Here is a 16,976-nt window from a genome sequence, read left to right on the forward strand (position 1 = left end):
CGAGCGATGCAACCCAGAGTCGTCTATGTCCACGGGAACGGGAACAAGGTCCGGTCCGAGCTGCTCAAGTCCCAGTGGGACACCGCACTGTTCGGCAGGGACATGGCCGAGGCGTCGCGGATGGCGTACTGGGCCCCGCTGCGCTATCCGGCGCCGCTCCCCGATTTCGGGCCGGATCCGCTGGAGGGCCGGACGGAGCTGTTCGAGGAGCTGCCGGCCGCCGTGGACCGGACCGGGGCGGAGCCGCCGGAGGACTTCGTGGCGCGCACGCTGGGAGAAGCGCGGCTGGAGGCCGGTGAGATCGCGCTGGAGGGGCGGGCGGGGGCCGATGAGGGCGCGCTCGTCGACTGGCTGCGGAACATGACCTATCTCGCGGACACGCTGGCCGGGGCCGGGGAGTCCGAGGAGCCCGGTACCGAACTCCCGCTGGAGACGCTGCCGCTGCCCCGGTCCGGCCGTACGGCGGTGTTCCGGCTGCTGGTCAAGCACGCCTTCAAGGACGTGCACGCCTATTTCTTCGGCGGGGCGGGGCCGGCGATGCGCGAGGTGGTCAAGGAGACACTGGCGGGCGTGGACGGCGGCCCGCTGGTGGTGATCGGGCACAGCCTGGGCACGATCATCGCCTACGAGGTGCTGATGGAGCAGGGGCGGGAGGTGGAGCTGCTGGTCACCGTCGGATCGCCGCTGGCGATCACCGAGGTGCAGGACCACCTGGCGCGGCCGCCGGCCGTCCCGGCCGGGGTGGCGGCCTGGCGCAACGCCTCGGACCTGCGCGATCTGGTGGCTCTCGACCACACCTTGCGGCCCGAGTACGCCCCACAGGAACGGGTCACCGATCTGCTGGTCACGAACGACAGCAGCAATCACCACGGCATCAGCGCCTATCTGTCGCAGCCCGGGGTCAGGACGCCGGTCCAGCGGATCTTCGACGGTACCGGGTAGGTGCGGCATGCCGTTGACCGAGACGGAGTGGGACCTGGTCACCACGTGGGTGCGCGACCTTCTGCTGGACACCACCGATCCGCATGCCCAGCTCGCCCAGTACGGCTTCCCGCCGGAGTTCATCGGCGGGCTGCGGCTGACGCACCTCAGCACGGACAACGCCCGTACGCTCGTGCACCGTTCCCGCGCGGACATCGAGGGGCAGCTGCGGCTCGTCGAGGCGGTCACCACGATCGACCGGCTGGCCGTGCTGCCGGACATCGTGAAGGCCCAGGAATTCCTGGCCCGGCTGCGGGAGGACTTCCGCGCGCACGCCGCCCGGGACAACTTCCGCACCTGCGTGCTGAAGAACGGCACCGAGGCCTTCATCGACCGGCAGGACCTGCGGGAGACGCTGCGCCGGTTCGTCGCGGACCCGCACACCTTCATCCTGCTGGTCGACGGCGAGCCGGGCAGCGGCCGGTCGTACACCTACAACTTTCTCCGCCATATCGGCCAGCACAGCGGGTTCCGTCCGGTGCGGGTGACGCTGTCGCACACCGCCACCGCCGCCAAGGTCGTCCGGCGGCTGGCCGACTTCGTCGCCGATCCGCAGCAGGGTGCCGCGCCGCTGAACCCCACGGACCTCAACGACCTGCTGCCGTCGATCGACGAGGCCGCGCACTGGGTGGCCGGCCGGGCCACCGCCGTCGAGGAGCGCTTCTGGCTGGTCCTCGACGAGTGCGACAAGCTCGATCCCAGCTCCGATGTGTGGGACTTCATCGGCCAGCTCGGGATGGCCATTTACGAGCACGCCGCCGTCCGCGGCGACCAGGCGCCCCGGCTGGTGCTGCTCGGCTACGGGCGCTCGATGCGTCAACTCCCCTACGACCTGCGGGGAAATCTGGCCTGGGACACCGCGCGGATCGCCGAACCCGAGGATCTGCGCACGTTCTTCGACCATGCCTTCCATGAGGCGCCGCCGGAGATCCTCGGTACCGGGCAGTCCCGGGAGTCCGCCATCGCCACGCTCGTGGACGCGGCCGTGCACGAGGTGCTGCAGGCCAGCGGGGCGAACGGCGCCGACCGCGAAGGCTATATGCGTCGGCTCTGCACGGCAGCGGAGGGGGCCATCCGTGTCTATCAGTCCCTCTGAGCGTCCGTCTCCGGCCGCCGCGGCGGCGCGGGAGGTGTTCGTCGCCCGCTTGCGCGCGGAGCTGCACACCTGCGAGGAGCATCCCCAGGACGTGTCCGCGGCCCGCCGCGCCTACCGGGAGGCGGCCTGTCTGCTGAGCCGTTTCGATCCCCAGCGGCTGCGGCTGCCCGGTGAAGCGGCCGCCACCGGTGGCGCGGTCCTGGAACTGGTCGACGACTGCACGACCCTGGGCATGCCGGACCAGGCCGGCTGGTCCCTCAAGTCGGAGGTCAGGGAGGAGGCGCTGCGCGGGCTGGCCGGGCCGGAGGCCGCCCGGCGGGCCCTGGAGTGCCATGTCGGCGAGCTGCCCGCGGAAGCCGGTCCGGAGCGCTTCTGTCTGGACTACCTCTCCGGCCGGCCCCCGGCGACGGACCGGCTGACCGCCGTCGAACTGGCCGACGCCCTCCAGGCGGTGCTGTGGCTCTCGCGGGTGCCGGGCACGACCGGGCTGCCGGACACCGCGGAGTTGCAGCTCGCCCTGGAGCGGGCCCGGCTCCTCGAACCCCTGGAGCGGCTGGTCCGGTCGCCGTTCCAGGGGCGCGCCCGTGAACTCGCGGAGCTGCGCGAGTACGTCGTCCCGTCCGGCGGGTCCGCGGTGGCCGGCGCGCGGCCGGACGGCATGCAGCATCCCGGGCCGGTACCACCGCTGGTCGTGCACGGTCCCGGCGGGATGGGCAAGACCACTCTGCTCGCCAAGTTCGTGCTCGACACCATCCATGATCCGGCCGGCTGCTTCCCCTTCGCGTACATCGACTTCGAGCGGCCCACCCTCTCGATCCAGGAGCCGCTCACGCTGATCGCCGAGGCGGCCCGGCAGCTCGGCATCCAGTTCCCGGCCCACCGTGCCGAGCTGGACGCGCTGGCGCACGAGTGCCAGGAGGCGGCCCGCAGCCAGCGGGAGGGGCAGGAGCGGGTCAGCCAGCTGCATGAACTCGCCACCACCCGGGCGGTGTTGGGGCGGCGCTCCTCGCAGGAGTTCCAGTCGATGGCCACCGGGCGGGAGACCGATCTGATCCGCCGGCTCGCCGATGTCCTGCGGCGGGCGGTGGCGGACCGGAAGGACGGAGAGAACCCGGAGGACCCGCCGTTCGCGCTGGTCGTCGACTCGTTCGAGGAGGCGCAGTACCGCGGGTCGCCGGTGGTGGGCCGGATGGTGGCGATCTACCTCTCGTTCCAGAGCATCTATCCGCGGATGCGGCTCATCGTCTCCGGGCGGGCGCCGGTCGAGCATCCGGCGAAGACCGTCGATCCGCTCGACATCGAACTGGGTGAACTCGACCCGGAGGCGGCGGTCGGCGTGCTGACGTCCTGTGGGGTCACGGACCCCGAGGTGGCCCGCGCGCTGGCGGACCGGGTCGGCGGCCATCCGCTCAGCCTGAAGCTGGCCGCCCGCGCCGCCACCCTCGCCGGGGCCGGGGCCGAGCGGACCTGTGAGCTGATCCGCAGCCTGCCCGAGCGCCGCCACCAGGTCTTCCGCCGGGTCGACCAACTGCTGGTCCAGGGCATCCTCTACGACCGCATCCTCAGCCACATCGGCAACGAGGAGATCCGCCGGCTCGCCCACCCCGGGCTGGTGCTCCGGGTCATCACCCCGGAGATCATTCAGGAGGTGCTCGCCGAACCCTGCGGACTGCGGGTGGCGACGCCGGAGGCGGCCCGTGCGCTGTTCGCGGAGTTCAGCCGGCTGGACCTGGTCGAACCGGCCCGGCCGGACGCCGTCCGCTACCGCGCCGACGTCCGCGCCATCATGCTGCGGCTGCCGGGCGGCGACCGCACCACCGTGATGCGCGACATCGAACGGCGCGCGGTCGAGCACTACGCCGGGCGGGACGGCCTGGAGGCGCGGGCCGAGGAGATCTACCACCGGCTGCGGCTCGACGAGAACCCGCGCTCGGTGGAGGAGCGGTGGCTGCCCGGCGTCGAACGGTTCCTGGCCGGGGCGCAGCAGGAGATGACGCCGAGGGCCGCGGGCCTGCTGACGGCCCGGCTCGGCGGCGGCACGCCCGACCAGGTCGCGGCCGGCGCCGACCAGGAGGACTGGGAGCGGATCGCGGCCCGCGAGGTGGAGGATCTGCTGGCGCAGGGCTACGCCCAGGCGGCCTTCGAACGGCTCGGCAGACGGCAGCCCTGGACTCCGTGCAGCCCCCTGCACGCGCTGTTCGCCGAGGCGCTCAGCCGGCTCGGGCGGCAGGAGGAGGCCCGCCGGGCCACCGCGGACGCCATCGACGCGGCGGAGCGCGCCGGTTGCGGGGAACGCCGGCTGGAGTTGCTGCTGCTCTCCGCGCGGCTGTCGGAGGAGGCCGGCGACCCGGAGAGCGCGGGCCGTGCGCTGCGGGTGGCGGAGGATGTGGCGGTCGGTCTGGGGCAGGACCTCGAAGCGATGGGCGCGCTGCTGGCCCGCGCCCGGCTGACGGCGGGAGCCGACGGCGTCGATCCGGAGGCGGACGCACAACTCGCCGACCGGCTGCGGCGGTTGCCCGACGCCGTGCTCGCCGACCGGCCGGTGCTGGTCCGCGCGGTCGCCTCGCAGATCTACGACCGGGCCCCGGGCGCGCTCGACCACGCTCTGGAAGTGGTGGGGCTGCCGGCCGACGACGAGACGCTGGACTCGCTGGGCGCCGCGATGCGCCGGGCGACCGGCCGGCAACCGGCGCTGCTGGGCCGGGTGATGGAGATCCTGGACGAGGCCGCGGGGCCGTCCCGGCAGCCGGCCGGCGGCGCCCCGACCGGTATCGCCGGCATTCTGCGGCTGGCCCGGGACCGCGGCACCCTCGACACCCTGGCCCGGCGGCTGCTGGCCGTCCCGGACCGGAGCGGGGAGATCGTCGCCGGGGTGGCCGCGGCCATGGGCGCGGGCACCGGTGCCCGTACGGCGGGCCAGGCGGCGTCCGGGCCGGAGTCCGGGCGCCCTACGCCGGAGGAAGGGAGCGGCCCCGCGGGGTCTGAGGAGCGATGACCGCCTATCTCACGCCCGACGAGATCCGCGGGGTGCTGGACGCCGCGGTGGAGACCGGGCTGGCCGACCCCGCCGTCCGGCCGCTGCTGTTCGACGGCGTCCTGCCCCGCTACCGCAGCACGCTGCCGCTGCATCCGGCGCCCGGCCGGCAGGCGCACTCCGACCTCAACGAGATGAACCGGGTGGAGCGGCTGGTGGACGGCTCGGTGCCGCTGGAGATCTGGCTGCGCAACGCCGTCGCCGAGACCACCGAGGCCACTCCGCTCACGGTGTTCCAGAAGGCCCTGGACGAGGTGGCGCGGAAGGCGGGCGGTGAACCGGATGTGCTGGCCGGGCTGCCCTCCCCCGCCACGGAGCTGAAGGAGCAGATCGTCCACCGGGACGACACCGTGCCGATCGGCTTCCTCCACGGTGGCGCGCTGGCGGGCGGCGCGGTGGCCCGGCTCAAGGTGCCGCCGTACCAAGGGGGCGCCCCGCTGCAGCCGAACGGCTTCCCGCACTCCGGGACCGGGTGGCTGATCGCCCCGGATCTGCTGGTCACCAACCACCATGTGGTCAACGCCCGGACCGGGACCGGGGCCGGACGGCCGGTGGCCGACGCCGGGGACCTGAGCCTCCAGGCCCGGCACACCCGCGCCCGGTTCGATTTCGACACCGACGAGGTGGAGACGGAGGAGGCCACCGTCAGCGAACTCGTCGCCGCGGACGCGGAACTCGACTACGCGGTGCTGCGGCTGGCCGCCGATCCCGCGCGGCCGGTGCTGCCGCTGGCGCCGGAACCGCTGACGGTCACCGGCGGCGACTACGTGGCCGTCAACATCATCCAGCACCCCGGTGGCCAGCCGAAGCGGGTCGCGCTGCGCAACAACCTCGTCTACGAGGCGGACGAGAACGATGTCCGCTACTTCACCGACACCCGCGGCGGGTCGTCGGGGTCGCCGGTCCTCACCGATGACTGGCGGGTGGTGGCGCTCCACCGCGGGACCCGGCGGGTGGAGAACGTGCTGTTCCAGGGCCGGACGACGGCGTTCGTCAACGTCGGCACCCAGATGCGCAGCATCATGCGCCATCTGCTCAGCAGCAGTCCCGGTGTCCATGCCGAGATCGAGTCGGCACAACAGGCCGCCCGGCGCGGCTGAGGAGGCGCAATGCACAGTCGGCGCAGATCGCCGGTGGCGGCCGGTCCGGAACAGGTCTTCTCGGATCTGCGGGAGGTCGCGGCCCGGGTGAAGGACGGGCTGTCCTGGGAGATTCCCGAATCCCTGGAGGAGTTGCCCGCCGAGGAGCTGCCCGCCGGGCAGATCGCGCAGTTCGCCCAGCAGGAGCGGGCGCGGGTGCTGTCGGCGGGCGTCAGCGGTCTGGAGAAGCTCGCCGAGGGGCGGGCGGACGAGATCGACGACGACGAGTCCTTCGGTATGGAAGCCATCGTGCTGCTGGAGGGCCGCCCCGCCATCCTCGTCCAGAACCATGATTTCGCCCCGCAGCAGGGGGACTGGGCGGTGCTGGACGGTCATCGGGCGGCGATCCGGGCGTCGCTGGCGCGGGTGGGACGGGTGGAGCTGTCCGGGCATCTGAGCCTGGACTGGCTGGGCACGGCGTTCCTGGTCGGCCCGGACGTGGTGATGACGAACCGTCATGTGGCGGCGGAGTTCGCCCGTGGCGACCGCACCGGCTGGACCTTTCAGCAGGGCATCGGCGCCCGGCTCGACATGGGTGAGGAGTACGGCGGCGACGCGGGCGGCGGTGGCCCCGCCTATGACGTGGTCGAGGTGCTGGGCATCCACGAGGACGTGGACCTGGCGCTGCTGCGGGTCGCCCCGCCGGCCGGTGGCGGTGCGCTGCCCGCTCCGCTGGCCGTGGCCGCGGACGCGCCCGCCGACCTGCCCGGACGCCCGGTGTACTGCGTCGGCTATCCGGCGTACGACGGCCGGCGCAACGAGCCGGAGTCGATGCGCCGGATCTTCATGGACATCTACAACGTCAAGCGGCTCCAGCCCGGCACCACCACGGAGCTGGTGCCGGACCGGAACGTCATCAAGCACGACTGTTCCACGCTCGGCGGCAACAGCGGCTCCCCCGTCATCGACCTCACCGACCACCGGGTCCTGGGCCTGCATTTCGGCGGCCGCTACGGCTTCGGCAACTTCGCCGTGCCGCTGTGGCAGCTGGTGGACGATCCGCTGCTGGGCCGGGCGGACATCAACTTCGTCTGAGCCACCGCGGGTCGCCGGCGAACCCCCGGTCAGCCCGACTTCTTGACGAACTCGGTGGTGTAGGTCTTCTTCAGATCCACCGTGGCGTTCTTGAGGTTGGGGTTGAAGGCCTTCAGCACCCGCTCGACGGTCGCGGGCCCCTCGGCGGGCATCACCCCGTCCTCGGTGAACATCGGCAGGGTGTCCTTGATCGCCTGCGCGTAGAGCTCCTTGCCGCCCTGCGCGTAGTCGGCCGGCATCTTGGCGGCGATCTGCTCGGGGGTGTGTGCGGACATCCACCTGAGGGTCTTCACGAAGGCGTTGGCCAGCTTGTGCACGGTCTCCTTGTGGCTGTTCACCCAGTCGGTGTTCATGTAGAGGCTCGACGAGGGGTAGGGGCCGCCGAGCGCCTTCTGCGAGCCCTGGGGGGTGCGCATGTCGATGAGGACCTTGCCGAGGTTCTTGTCCACGATCTGCGCGACCGTCGGGTCCGTCGTCATCCCGCCCTGGATCGAGCCCTGCTGGAGGGCGGAGAGGAAGGTCTGGCCGGCGCCGACCGCGACCGGGGTGAACTCGTTCGTCTGCACTCCGTTTTTGACCGCGAGGTATTTGGTCAGGAAGTCGGTGGAGGAGCCGAGGCCGGTGACGCCCAGCTTCTTGCCCTTGAAGTCCTTGGGTGAGGTGAGCTGACCGGCAGCCTTGTTCGAGACCACCTCGACCTCGCCGGGGGCGTGCGCGAGCTGTACGACGGACTCCACCTGCTTGCCCTTGACCTGGAGGTCGAGGGTGTGGTCGTAGAAGCCGACGACGCCCTGGACGTCGCCGGAGACCAGCGAGGTGGTGGCCTGCACCCCGGCGGGTTCGGTGAGCAGGGTGACGTGGAGGCCCTCGTCCTCGAAGTAGCCGAGTTGCTGGGTGAGTCTCGCGGGCAGATAGATGACCTTGTCGAGGCCGCCCACCATGATCTTGATCTTGCCGTTGTCGCCCTCCGTGCCCGCGGCCCCGGACGTGCCGCCGCCACAGGCGGTGAGGGTGGTCAGGGCGAGGGCGGCGGCGGTCAGGGCGGCCGGGAACTTCCGTACGGTGCGCATGGTCACGTCCTTGTGAGGCGGGAAGGGGGTCGGTGGAGCCGGGCTCAGCGGGCGCCCGTGGTGTCGGCGGGCTTCCAGCGGAAGAGCCGCCGTTCGAGGAAGGCCAGCAGCCCCTCGGCGAGCAGCGCGACCACCGCGAGGATCACCATGGCCGCGTACACCCCGGCCGCGTTGAAGGTGCCCTGGGACGCCGCGACCAGCAGACCGAGGCCCTTGGTCGCGCCGATGTACTCGCCGACGATCGCGCCGATCAGCGCGAAGCCGAAGCTGACGTGCAGGCTGGTGAAGATCCACGAGGTGGCGGAGGGGATCACCACCTGCAGGGTGACCTGGCGGTTGCTCGCGCCGAGGATGCGGGAGTTGGCGACCAGGTTGCGGTCGACCTCCCGGGCGCCCTGGAAGGCGTTGAAGAAGACCGGGAAGAAGACGAGGACGACGGCGGAGGCGACCTTGGACGCCGGTCCGAGGCCGAACCAGATGAGGAAGATCGGGGCGAGCACGATCCGCGGCAGGGCGTTGAGCACCTTGATGTACGGGCCGAGCACCTCGGCGAGGAAGCGGATGCGGCCGAGCGCGATCCCCAGCACCACCCCGCCGAAGACGCCGATCACCCAGCCGAGCAGCGCTTCGTAGAGCGTGTACCAGATCTGCTCCCACAGCGGGCCCTGCGGCGTGCCGTGCAGCGCCCACTGGCTCATCTGATCCCAGATCTTCGAGGGCATCGAGAAGTTGAACGGATCGATGACGGCGGACCGGGCCAGCCCCTCCCACAGTCCGAGCAGCCCGACGAGCAGCAGCACCCGGGTGCCGTGGACCAGGACCTTGTGGCGGCGCGCGGCCCGTGCCCTGGCCCGGGAACGGTCCGTACGGCCCGTACCGGCCGGGGACTTGACCGGGGTGGCGGTCTCAGGCGACATGGCGTGCCCCCCTCTCGCGGGTGATCCGGACCTCTTCGCCGAGCGAGGACCAGATCTCCCGGTAGATCTCGATGAACCGCGGCTCCAGCCGCACCGATTCGACCTTGCGCGGGCGCGGCAGATCGATCTCGAAGACCTCCTTGACGGTCGCCGGACCGGCGGTCATGACCACGACCTTGTCGGCGAGGGCGATGGACTCCTCCAGGTCGTGGGTGACGAAGACGACGGAGGCGCCGGTCCCCGACCACAGCTCCAGGAGTTCGTCCGACATCAGCGCCCGGGTCTGCACGTCGAGGGCGGAGAACGGCTCGTCCATGAGCAGGAGTTCGGGGTCGTTGACGAAGGTCGCGGCGAGGGCGACGCGTTTGCGCTGGCCGCCGGAGAGCTGGTGCGGATAGCGGTCCTCGAAGGCGGCCAGCCCGACCCGGGCCAGCCAGTCCCGCGCCCGCCGCCGGGCCTCGGCCTTCGGTACGCCCCGGAAGCGGGGGCCGGCCATCACGTTCGACAGCACGGTGCGCCAGGGGAAGACCGCGTCCTGCTGGAAGACGAACCCGGTCTTGTCCCCGATGCCGCGGACCGGCTCGCCGGCGACCAGCACCTCGCCCTCCGTCGGCTCCTCCAGGCCGCTGACCAGCGTGAGGGTGGTGGATTTACCGCACCCGGTGGGGCCGACGACGGCGACGAACTCGCCTCGTGCGACGACCAGGTCCAGATCCCGGACGGCGGTGTGCAGCGCCCCCGAGGGGGTGCGGAACGCCTTGCTCGTACCCCGCAGCTCGATCGCGGGGCTGGTGTGGCTGCTCATGGCCCGGGAGGTTAGGAGCGCCACGGGCCACCGGGGGCCTTGTGGGCGCAAGCCGCCTTTCTGCGCGCAATCCCTGTTGTGCTCATTTTGCTCACGCTAGAACCACTAGGTGTCTACCAGGGGGTACACAGGTGCTCACGCACGGCTTACCGTGCGGACACCCCACAAGAAAAGGAAGATTCGGTTCCGCAAGGGTGCGGAGGGCCGGAGACAGAGGGAGAGCGCATGCGGATCCGATGGCCCCGAAGGGTCTTTGCGCAGGTGCTGACCGCGCAAGTGGTCCTGACCACCGGGGTCATGGTGCTCGCCACGAGTCTGTTCCTCGCCCCGCTCAGCGCCGAACTGGACGATCAGGCGATGCGCCGGGCGCTGTCCATCGCCCAGACCACCGCCGCCGACCCGGACCTCGCCCGGGAGCTGGTCGCCACCGCACCGGACGCCCACGGGCCGGTGCAGGCCGCCGCGGAACGCATCCGCACCGCGACCGGGGCGCTGTACGTCGTGGTGATGGACACCCACGGAGTGCGCTGGTCGCACACCCACCCCGCGGAGATCGGCCGGCACGTCTCCACCGACCCCAGCCGGACCCTCGCCGGGCGGCAGGTGCGGCAGATCGACACCGGCACGCTGGGGCGTTCGGCCCGCGCCAAGGTGCCGCTGCGCGACTCCCGCGGCCGGATCGTCGGCGCGGTGTCGGTCGGCATCGCGTACGACAGCGTCCAGGGACGGCTGCTCGGCACCATCCCCGACCTGCTGCGGTACGCGGGCGCCGCGCTGGCCGTCGGGGTGCTGGCCGCGGTCGTGCTCGCCCGCCGGCTGCGCCGCCGTACGCACGGCGTGGCGTTCGCGGACATCTCCGCGCTGCTCGACGAGCGGGAGGCGATGCTGCACGGCATCCGCGAGGGCGTGGTCGCCTTCGACCGGCGCGGCCGGATCCGGCTGGTCAACGACGAGGCCGGACGGCTGCTGGGCCTGGACGCACGGGCGGCGGGACGGCCGCTGGACGAGGTGCTGCCACCGGGCCGGACGACGGACGTACTGGCCGGGCGGGTGGAAGGCGCGGATCTGCTGGCCGTCAGCGGCGGCCGGGTGCTGGTCGCCAACCGGATGCCGACCCAGGACGGCGGGGCGGTGGTGACGCTGCGCGACCGCACCGAGCTGGAGCTGCTGGGCCGTGAACTGGACAGTACTCAGGGACTGTTGGACGCACTGCGGGCCCAGGACCACGAGCACGCCAACCAGTTGCACACACTGCGCGGGCTGCTGGAGCTGGGCCGGTACGGGAAGGCGGTGGAGTTCGTCACCGAAGTGGCCAGCGCGCAGCGGGCGTCCGCGGAGCAGATCGCGGAGCGGGTGCCCGATCCGCTGCTGTCCGCGCTGCTCGTCGGCAAGGCGGCGATCGCCGCCGAACGCGGGGTGTCCCTGCGGGTGTCGCCCTCGACGCTGCTGCCCGACGCGGTGGTCGACCCGCGTGACCTGGTGACGGTGCTGGGCAATCTGCTCGACAACGCGCTGGACGCGGCCGCGGAGCGCCGCCGCGCCGAGCCATTCGTCGAGGTGGAGCTGCGGGCCGAGGGCGGCACGGCGGTACTGCGGGTCTCGGACACGGGACCGGGGGTGCCGCCGGAACTGCGGGAGCGGATCTTCGCCGAGGGCTGGTCCACCAAGGCCGCCCGGCCGCTCCCCGGGGAAGGCCCGTCCGCGGGCCCGGTGGCCTTCCACCGCGGCCGGGGCATCGGCCTGGCCCTGGTGCGCCGGCTCGCCGAGCGCTACGGCGGGATGGCCAGGGTGACCGCCCGCGCGGGCGGCGGCGCGGTCTTCACGGTCGTACTGCCCGAGGCCCTCGCCACGGAGGACGGCGCTCCCGTGCACCGGCTCACGGCCGCCGAGGGCGCGACGCACGGCGTGCCACGGCAGCCGGAGTGCCCGGAGCAGAGGGACCGGACAGAGCGGACGGACCGGACGGACTCACGGAAGCGAAGACCCCTGGGAAGCGGAGCGTCACAATGATCGATGTCCTGGTCGTGGACGACGACTTCCACGTCGCCGAGATCAATGCCGCGTATGTGTCCCAGGTGTCCGGCTTCCGGGTCACCGGCCGCGCCCACACCGCCGCCCAGGCGCTGGCCGCACTGGAGCGCACCCATGTCGACCTGGTGCTGCTCGACCACTATCTGCCCGACGAGACCGGCCTGACCCTGGTCCGGCGACTGCGGCAGCTCGGCCACCGCACCGACGTGATCATGGTGACGGCGGCCCGCGACGTCGGCACGGTCCAGGACGCGATGCGCTCCGGGGCGCTCCAGTACCTCGTCAAACCGTTCGGCTTCTCCGGGCTGCGCGCCAAGCTCGACGGCTATGCGGCACTGCGCCGGACCGTCGAGGGGCTGGGCGGCCGCGGCGAGGCCGGCCAGGAGCAGGTGGACCGGATCTTCGGCGCCTTCCGGACCGCCGACGCCCCCCACAAGGAGCTCCCCAAGGGCCACTCCGCCGCCACCGTCGACCTGATCCGCCGGGTCCTGGGCGCGGCCGGGCACCCGCTGTCCGCCCATGAGGTCGCCGAACGCGCCGGTGTCAGCCGCTCCACGGCCCAGCGCTATCTGAAGCACCTCGAACGCAGCGGCCACATCATCCTCACCCTCAAGTACGGGGACACCGGACGGCCCGAACACCGCTACCGGTGGGCGGCCGCCCCCTGACCACCCCGTGCCCGGCCGCTCCGCCAGGCCCCCCAACTCCATGGTCTCTGGGCGACGTTGCTCCCGCCGCCGCTCATGGCAGCGGCACCCACCGCCGCCTAGGCTGCCGATCATGAATCCCACGACGACGAACGGGACGGGCCCCGAGCCCGTCATCCTGGACGCCCTCCAGCTGGCCGCCGATCCGGAGAGGGCCGCGGACTTCGCCGAGGCGGCCCACCGGATCCTGGCGGACCTGGTCAGCGCCGGTGCGCCGCTCGGCTGGGTCGACCCGCCGGGACGGGGCGAGGTGGCGGAGCTGGTCGACCGGGTGCTGCGGGCCGCGCACACCGGGGACGGCGCGCTGCGGGCCGCGTACACGGGCCGCCGGCTGACCGGGCTGGGGTACTGGCTGCGCTACGCCCGTCCCACCAACCGGCAGCACGCGGATCTGGAGAAGATCGCGGTGGCCGCCGAGGCGCACGGCCGGGGCCTCGGCCGGTCGCTGACCGGTGCCCTGGTCGAGGACGCCCGCGGGGCGGGGATCGAGGTCCTCACCCTGGACGCCCGTGCCGACAACACCAGGGCGCTGACCCTCTACCGGTCGCTCGGCTTCCGTGAATACGGCCGGCTGCCGGACTTCGTGGCGATGGGCGGACGCCGCTACGACAAGGTCTTCTACATGCTGGACTTCCGCGCGAACGGGCCGCGGGAGGGGGCGCCGCCGCACCCGCAGTAGCGATCCCGGCACGGAACCAAACCAAAACGGGGGGCGGCGCGGCGGCACTCCGGGCCCGGCCCGCGGAAATGATCTGCGTCGCACCCCTTGACAGCTCCCCCGCCTGGAATCAACGATTCCGGGGTGAACCTGTCAGACAGCCAGACAGCTGGCGAGATGCCCCGCCGGATCAGCGCGATGGAAGCGGTCCTGAACCATCTGCGCGGCGCCATCGAGCGGGGCGAGTACGCGGTCGGGGACAAGCTCCCCTCCGAGGCGGAGCTCTGCCGACGGCTGGAGGTGAGCCGGCCCGTGCTCCGGGAGGCGCTGCGGGCGCTCCAGACGATGGGGCTGACGGTCTCGCGTACCGGCAAGGGCACCTTCGTCATCTCGGACGGTGCCGTGGCGGACCCGACCTTCGGCGACTACGCGGCGAGCGACCTGCTGGAGGTGCGCCGTCATGTGGAGATCCCGGTGGCCGGTTACGCGGCGGTGCGCCACACGACGGAGGACCTCGATCATCTGCACCACCTGCTGGAGCGGATGGAGGAGGAGACCGACACCACGGCCTGGGTGGCGATGGACAGCCTGTTCCATCTCGCCATCGCGCAGGCGGCCGGCAATCCGGTCTTCCGCCGGGTCATCGAGGAGATCCGCGACGCGCTGGCCCGCCAGTCCGCCTTCCTCAATGAGCTCGGCGGACGGCGCGAGCAGTCGAACAGGGAACACCGGGCGATCGTCGAGGCACTCGTCGACCGCTCCGAAAACGACGCGGTGGAAGCCATGGCGCACCACCTCGCCCGCGTCGAGACGACGCTGACCACCATCGTGCGGCCGCAACACCGCACGGACCCCTCCACGGAAGACGAGGATCACGCGTGAGCGAGCAATCCCTCCGGCAGGCGGAACGGCAGCAACAACAGGGCACAGCACAGGACGCCGCGCAGCGGCCGTCGGGCGGGCATGTGGACGCCGGTGACGCCGGCTACCGGAAGACCCTCACCTCCCGGCACATCAACATGATCGCGATCGGCGGGGCCATCGGCACCGGGCTGTTCCTCGGCGCGGGCGGCCGGCTCGCCGACGCCGGGCCGTCGCTGGCCGTGGCGTACGCGCTCTGCGGGGTGTTCGCCTTCCTCGTGGTCCGCGCGCTCGGCGAGCTGGTGCTGCACCGGCCGTCCTCGGGCGCGTTCGTCTCCTACGCCCGGGAGTTCCTCGGCGAGAAGGGCGCCTTCGTCGCGGGCTGGATGTACTTCCTGAACTGGGCGACCACCGGAATCGCCGACATCACGGCGGTGGCGACCTATACGCACTACTGGGGGATGTTCTCCGAGGTCCCGCAGTGGGTGATCGCGCTGATCGCGCTCGCGGTGGTGGTGACCGTGAACCTGATCTCCGTGAAGATCTTCGGCGAGATGGAGTTCTGGTTCGCGATCGTCAAGGTCGGTGCGCTGGTCGTCTTCATGCTGATCGGCATATTCCTGCTCGTCACCCAGCACCCGGTCGCCGGCCACTCCCCCGGCCCCGCGCTGATCACCGAACACGGCGGCGTCTTCCCGACCGGGACGCTGGCAATGCTGCTGGTCATCCAGGGCGTGGTCTTCGCCTACGCGTCGGTCGAGCTGGTCGGTGTCACGGCGGGCGAGACCGCCGAGCCGGAGAAGGTCATGCCGAAGGCGATCAACTCCATCATGTGGCGGGTGGGCGTCTTCTACGTCGGCTCGGTGGTGCTGCTGGCGATGCTGCTGCCCTGGAACGCGTACTCGGCCGGGGAGAGCCCCTTCGTCACGGTGCTGTCCAAGATCGGGATACCGGCCGCGGGCGGCGTGATGAACCTCGTCGTGCTCACCGCCGCGATGTCCAGCCTCAACTCCGGCCTCTACTCCACCGGCCGCATTCTGCGCTCGATGGCGATGTCCGGCTCCGCGCCGCGGTTCACCGGTGTGATGAGCGGCAGCCAGGTCCCCTACGGCGGCATTCTGCTCACCTCGGGGGTCTGCGTCCTGGGCGTCGGCCTCAACTATGTCGTGCCGAGCGAGGCGTTCGAGATCGTGCTGAACTTCGCGGCGATCGGCATCCTCAGCACCTGGGCGATCATCATGATCTGCCATCTGATGTTCTGGCGTAAGGCGCGCGCCGGGGAGCTCGTCCGCCCCGGCTACCGGCTCCCCGGCTCGCCGTGGACCGAGAGCGTGACGCTGGTCTTCCTGGCGTTCGTCCTGGTGCTGATGTGGGCCGACGGCGGCGCCGGCCGCACCACCGTGCTGACACTGCCGGTGATCGTGGCCGCCCTGGTCGGCGGCTGGTTCCTGGTACGCGGCCGGGGCGGCACCCTCCGCGACGCCGCCGCGGCACCGGCCGGGGCCGCGCAGCCGGTCGCCCCCGCCACCGACGAGACCACCCCCACCGCACACCCCCACCCCACGGACCACCCCAACAGCACCGAAAGCACCGAGAACTGATCATGAGTCAGCGCACCACCCTGCCGCCGCACCGCACCGCGGGCGCCCCGCCCGCGGTCCGCGAACCGGCCCATGTCCCCGTCGCCCATGTGGTGCGCGGCGGAATCGTCGAGGGCGTCCACCACGGCTCGGTCGTGGTGCTGGCGGCCGACGGGAGCGTGGAATTCCAGGCGGGCGACATCGAGGCCGCGTTCTACCCGCGCTCGGCCCTCAAGCCGGTCCAGGCGGTGGGCCTGCTGCGCGCGGGCCTGCCGCCGCTGGACGACCCGTCGCTGGCCCTGGTCGCGGCCAGCCACTCCGGCGAGGACCGGCATCTGGCCGGGGCCCGGGGCATCCTGGCCGCCGGCGGCCTGGCCGAGGACCAGCTGCGCAACGTCCCCGACCTGCCGTACGACCCCGCCGTACGGGACGAGTGGCTCCGGCGCGGCCTGGGCCCGACCCGGCTCGCGCAGAACTGCTCGGGCAAGCACGCCGCCATGCTGCTGACGGCCCGCACCCGGGGCTGGGACCTGGACACCTATCTCGACCCCGGCCATCCGCTGCAGCAGGAGCTCGCCGCGACGGTCGCGGACCTCACCGGGCAGGGCATCGCCCGGGTCACCGTCGACGGCTGCGGCGCCCCGCTGTTCGCCGTCTCCCTCCACGGGCTGACCCGGGCCGCCGCCCACCTGGCGACGGCCGCCCCCGGCACCGACGAGGGGCGCGTCGCGCACGCCATGCGCGAGCACCCGGAGATGGTGTCCGGCGGCGGGCGGGATGTCGCCCGGCTGGTCCGGGCGGTGCCTGGTCTGCTCGCCAAGGACGGCTTCGAGGGCGTGCAGATCGCGGCGCTGCCGGACGGGCGGGCGGTCGGCGTGAAGATCGCCGACGGCGCCGACCGCGCCCGGATGCCGGTGACGGCGGCGGCCCTGGCCCGCTGCGGTGTCGACCCCGCCGTCCTCACCCCGTTCGCCACCGCACCCGTCATCGGGGGCGGCGCCCCGGTCGGCGCCCTACGGGCAGCGGACTCCCTTGCCCCGTAAGCAATCTGACGTCACATCA

General features: G+C 72.3%; 14 protein-coding genes. 11 read left to right on the top strand and 3 right to left on the bottom strand.

Annotation, left to right across the window (positions count from 1 at the left end; all coding sequences use genetic code 11):
• Positions 1–6 precede the first annotated feature (6 nt).
• The 5 genes from ACFW5B_RS11315 to ACFW5B_RS11335 are packed head-to-tail and all read left to right on the top strand — an operon-like array spanning position 7 to position 7,285.
• Positions 7–942 (top strand): hypothetical protein, encoded by a 936-nt coding sequence (locus tag ACFW5B_RS11315; RefSeq protein ID WP_386436754.1) that lies wholly within the window; start codon positions 7–9, stop codon positions 940–942.
• A 7-nt stretch (positions 943–949) separates the two neighbouring features.
• Positions 950–2,077 (top strand): hypothetical protein, encoded by a 1,128-nt coding sequence (locus ACFW5B_RS11320; protein ID WP_386436757.1) that lies wholly within the window; start codon positions 950–952, stop codon positions 2,075–2,077.
• On the top strand, positions 2,058–5,072 hold the full coding sequence (locus ACFW5B_RS11325) for an ATP-binding protein (protein WP_386436759.1): 3,015 nt from the start codon (positions 2,058–2,060) through the stop codon (positions 5,070–5,072). Before ACFW5B_RS11320 ends, ACFW5B_RS11325 begins: the two co-directional genes overlap by 20 nt.
• Positions 5,069–6,211 carry a trypsin-like peptidase domain-containing protein gene (locus tag ACFW5B_RS11330; protein WP_386436762.1) on the top strand — a complete coding sequence of 381 codons (1,143 nt, stop codon included), beginning with the start codon at positions 5,069–5,071 and terminating at the stop codon, positions 6,209–6,211. Before ACFW5B_RS11325 ends, ACFW5B_RS11330 begins: the two co-directional genes overlap by 4 nt.
• 9 nt (positions 6,212–6,220) lie before the next feature.
• On the top strand, positions 6,221–7,285 hold the full coding sequence (locus tag ACFW5B_RS11335; protein WP_386436764.1) for a trypsin-like serine peptidase: 1,065 nt from the start codon (positions 6,221–6,223) through the stop codon (positions 7,283–7,285).
• Between the two features lie 29 nt (positions 7,286–7,314).
• Here the strand turns inward: ACFW5B_RS11335 and ACFW5B_RS11340 are convergent, their stop codons facing one another.
• From ACFW5B_RS11340 to ACFW5B_RS11350, 3 genes are read right to left on the bottom strand one after another with little or no spacing between them, the layout of a single operon-like run.
• Entirely contained in the window at positions 7,315–8,355 is a 1,041-nt protein-coding gene (locus tag ACFW5B_RS11340; protein ID WP_386436766.1) for an ABC transporter substrate-binding protein, read from the bottom strand.
• 44 nt (positions 8,356–8,399) lie between these two features.
• On the bottom strand, positions 8,400–9,272 hold the full coding sequence (locus tag ACFW5B_RS11345) for an ABC transporter permease (protein WP_386436769.1): 873 nt from the start codon (positions 9,270–9,272) through the stop codon (positions 8,400–8,402).
• Entirely contained in the window at positions 9,262–10,077 is an 816-nt protein-coding gene (locus ACFW5B_RS11350) for an ABC transporter ATP-binding protein (protein WP_386436771.1), read from the bottom strand. Before ACFW5B_RS11350 ends, ACFW5B_RS11345 begins: the two co-directional genes overlap by 11 nt.
• Positions 10,078–10,302: 225 nt before the next feature.
• Here ACFW5B_RS11350 and ACFW5B_RS11355 point away from each other — a divergent pair, with 225 nt between their 5' ends.
• From ACFW5B_RS11355 to ACFW5B_RS11380, 6 genes are all read left to right on the top strand, one after another.
• The gene (locus tag ACFW5B_RS11355; protein ID WP_386436774.1) at positions 10,303–12,087 is read left to right on the top strand and encodes an ATP-binding protein; all 1,785 of its coding nucleotides are present in this window, start codon (positions 10,303–10,305) and stop codon (positions 12,085–12,087) included.
• Positions 12,084–12,776 (top strand): response regulator, encoded by a 693-nt coding sequence (locus ACFW5B_RS11360; RefSeq protein ID WP_386436777.1) that lies wholly within the window; start codon positions 12,084–12,086, stop codon positions 12,774–12,776. Before ACFW5B_RS11355 ends, ACFW5B_RS11360 begins: the two co-directional genes overlap by 4 nt.
• 112 nt (positions 12,777–12,888) lie before the next feature.
• Positions 12,889–13,494 (top strand): GNAT family N-acetyltransferase, encoded by a 606-nt coding sequence (locus ACFW5B_RS11365; protein ID WP_386436779.1) that lies wholly within the window; start codon positions 12,889–12,891, stop codon positions 13,492–13,494.
• Between the two features lie 123 nt (positions 13,495–13,617).
• Entirely contained in the window at positions 13,618–14,355 is a 738-nt protein-coding gene (locus ACFW5B_RS11370) for a FadR/GntR family transcriptional regulator (RefSeq protein WP_386436782.1), read from the top strand.
• Complete coding sequence (locus tag ACFW5B_RS11375; RefSeq protein ID WP_386436785.1) at positions 14,352–15,935, top strand: amino acid permease; 1,584 nt, start codon at positions 14,352–14,354, stop codon at positions 15,933–15,935. The genes ACFW5B_RS11370 and ACFW5B_RS11375 overlap by 4 nt, the downstream gene beginning before the upstream one ends.
• A gap of 2 nt (positions 15,936–15,937) precedes the next feature.
• Positions 15,938–16,957, top strand: coding sequence for an asparaginase (locus ACFW5B_RS11380; RefSeq protein WP_386436788.1), 1,020 nt, complete (start codon positions 15,938–15,940; stop codon positions 16,955–16,957).
• The last annotated feature ends 19 nt before the right edge of the window (positions 16,958–16,976 follow it).

This window comes from Streptomyces sp. NPDC058773, from assembly GCF_042746015.1.
In the GTDB taxonomy this organism is placed as follows: domain Bacteria; phylum Actinomycetota; class Actinomycetes; order Streptomycetales; family Streptomycetaceae; genus Streptomyces.